At 36.5% G+C, this 1,953-nt stretch carries 4 protein-coding genes; 1 reads left to right on the top strand and 3 read right to left on the bottom strand.

Annotated elements, in window-relative coordinates; all coding sequences use genetic code 11:
* A partial coding sequence (locus tag A194_RS18970) for a M23 family metallopeptidase (RefSeq protein ID WP_017187801.1) occupies positions 1–977 on the bottom strand: 977 nt, incomplete at its 3' end.
* A gap of 115 nt (positions 978–1,092) precedes the next feature.
* Here A194_RS18970 and A194_RS0116060 point away from each other — a divergent pair.
* On the top strand, positions 1,093–1,365 hold the full coding sequence (locus tag A194_RS0116060; protein WP_017187800.1) for a YutD family protein: 273 nt from the start codon (positions 1,093–1,095) through the stop codon (positions 1,363–1,365).
* 29 nt (positions 1,366–1,394) lie between these two features.
* Here A194_RS0116060 and A194_RS0116055 read toward each other — a convergent pair whose 3' ends face one another.
* Together A194_RS0116055 and A194_RS18965 are read right to left on the bottom strand one after the other, a co-directional pair.
* Positions 1,395–1,664, bottom strand: a complete 270-nt coding sequence (locus A194_RS0116055; RefSeq protein ID WP_017187799.1) for a hypothetical protein — start codon at positions 1,662–1,664, stop codon at positions 1,395–1,397.
* A 16-nt stretch (positions 1,665–1,680) separates the two neighbouring features.
* The coding region (locus A194_RS18965; protein ID WP_017187798.1) for an SAV0927 family protein at positions 1,681–1,953 on the bottom strand (273 nt) is incomplete at its 5' end.

Genomic DNA, 1,953 nt, shown 5'->3' with positions numbered 1-1,953 from the left:
TAATTTCTTTCCCACCTTTTTAATGACTGGTAAGGGTCAAATGCCCATTCATACTTTCCGTTATCACGGTACATGCCATAATGTAAGTGCGGTGGGAATTTCCCTGATGTGCCTACAGGTCCATAGCCAGAAGCTCCTACAGATCCGATGACATCTCCAGGTTCTACAATTGTTCCTTCTTCAATGCCGTCTTCAAAACCATTTAGATGCGCATAGTAGTGGTAGATATTTTGTGTATCACGAATACCTACACGCCAGCCACCATAACGATTCCAGCCTTTAATTTCAACTATACCGTACGAAACAGATCTAACTGGTGTTCCATATGATGCGAATATATCTGTTCCTTCATGAATTCGTCTTCCTCCATAACCTCTTCCAGCGCCCCAAGTAGAACGATATGAGTAGTTATGATATTTTGGGATTGGAAATACGCGTTCATGTAAGTCGGTTGTATTAAAGTGGTTAAACATTTGTGCATATTGATTAATTAACGTAGCTGCTTTTTCTCTACCGTAGAACAATTCAAACACTTCATCATAATTTTTTCCGTGACCTAGTTCTTCGTAAATGTACATTCCTATCGTGAATAGAGCATCTTCATCATTGTTAGGATCTGCATAACCGTTTCCGTTTCCGTCTTTTCCAATTCCTTCAAACATTTGAATGGTTGACTCTAGATGCTTTGTATCAGAGTCAAATTTTAATAAACCAAACCATTTTTCTTCAGGGACTTGAATTCCAGTTATTCGTTCCTCGTCATCTACATTATTTACATTTCGTTCATACTGGTCGACTGCCGCTAAGATATACCACGGTACATTCGTTATAGACTCAGTTTTCTTATATAGTTGAACACGCTCTTCGTGAATGGTAGCTTCATTTTCTTCTGCATTTAAATTTCCATGGTTATAAGTCGTAAGGATTGTCATAAGTATGGTTGTAATCAAAATCTTGAATAAACTGCTATGGATCATATATATAAACCCCTTTTGAATCAAGTCTATTGTTTAGTGTGTTCATCTTTTTTAAAAACATGAGAGCGTTTAACAATGAATTTATGGTACACTGGATTATGCAGAGGTGATACGTATGGAATTACAAGGACAAACTTATGAACTGATATATAATTATCGTGATGGCTTTCAAGAAGAAGTGTTAGAAGAACGATTCACAGATATATTAACGAAATATGATTATATTGTTGGTGATTGGGGATTCGGACAACTTAGGCTAAAAGGATTTTACGATGATCATAATCAGAAAGCTACATATGATACGAAAATTTCGACGTTAGAAGATTATTTATATGAGTACTGTAATTTTGGATGTGCTTATTTCGTCTTAAAAAGAGTCGAACAATAAATGACCGGAAAACTCAAAACGAGTTCCGGTCATTTTTTGCTTTCGTCATCTAAGCCTTCATCGTGCGGGAAATTTTCAGGCTTATGAGCAAAAGGGTATTTTCTTGGTAAGTCCTCGTGCAATTGTTTATTTTCGTAGTTGAAGTTTGAATAATGTCTTCTTTTTGGATCGTGCTCTCTTTCTTGCAAAGGTTGATCATCTGGTTGTCCGTAGTTACCATCGGGAAATTCTTCAGGTACTTGGTAATTTTGTTGCACTTCGACTGTTGCGAAGTCATCATGCTTTTTTCGTTTTCCCACTGTATAACCTCCTTATTTAGTTAACAGCAGTGGACCCTTCATTAAATACATTAGACAAATAACCATGTAACTCTTCGGCTTCATAATTATTTAAGTGTAGGAAATGGCAAAAGTAATCAATGTCTTCAATTTGAGAGTCGCATACTTCTGTGTAACGCGATTTTTGTAAATCAATTATTAAGCTTTTATCATGGTCACGGTCGCTTTTAACTATTGCAATGTCATAACGCCTTGCATCTCCCATGAAACTAACATAGCGAATTTGAGCTTCGTTCGTTTCGTCTGAAAG

Origin of the sequence: Alkalibacillus haloalkaliphilus C5, assembly GCF_000269905.1 — a bacterium.
Taxonomy (GTDB): Bacteria; Bacillota; Bacilli; order Bacillales; family Alkalibacillaceae; genus Alkalibacillus; species Alkalibacillus haloalkaliphilus_A.
Note: the sequence above shows the minus strand (reverse complement) of the source record. Positions and strands in the feature narration are given on the sequence as shown.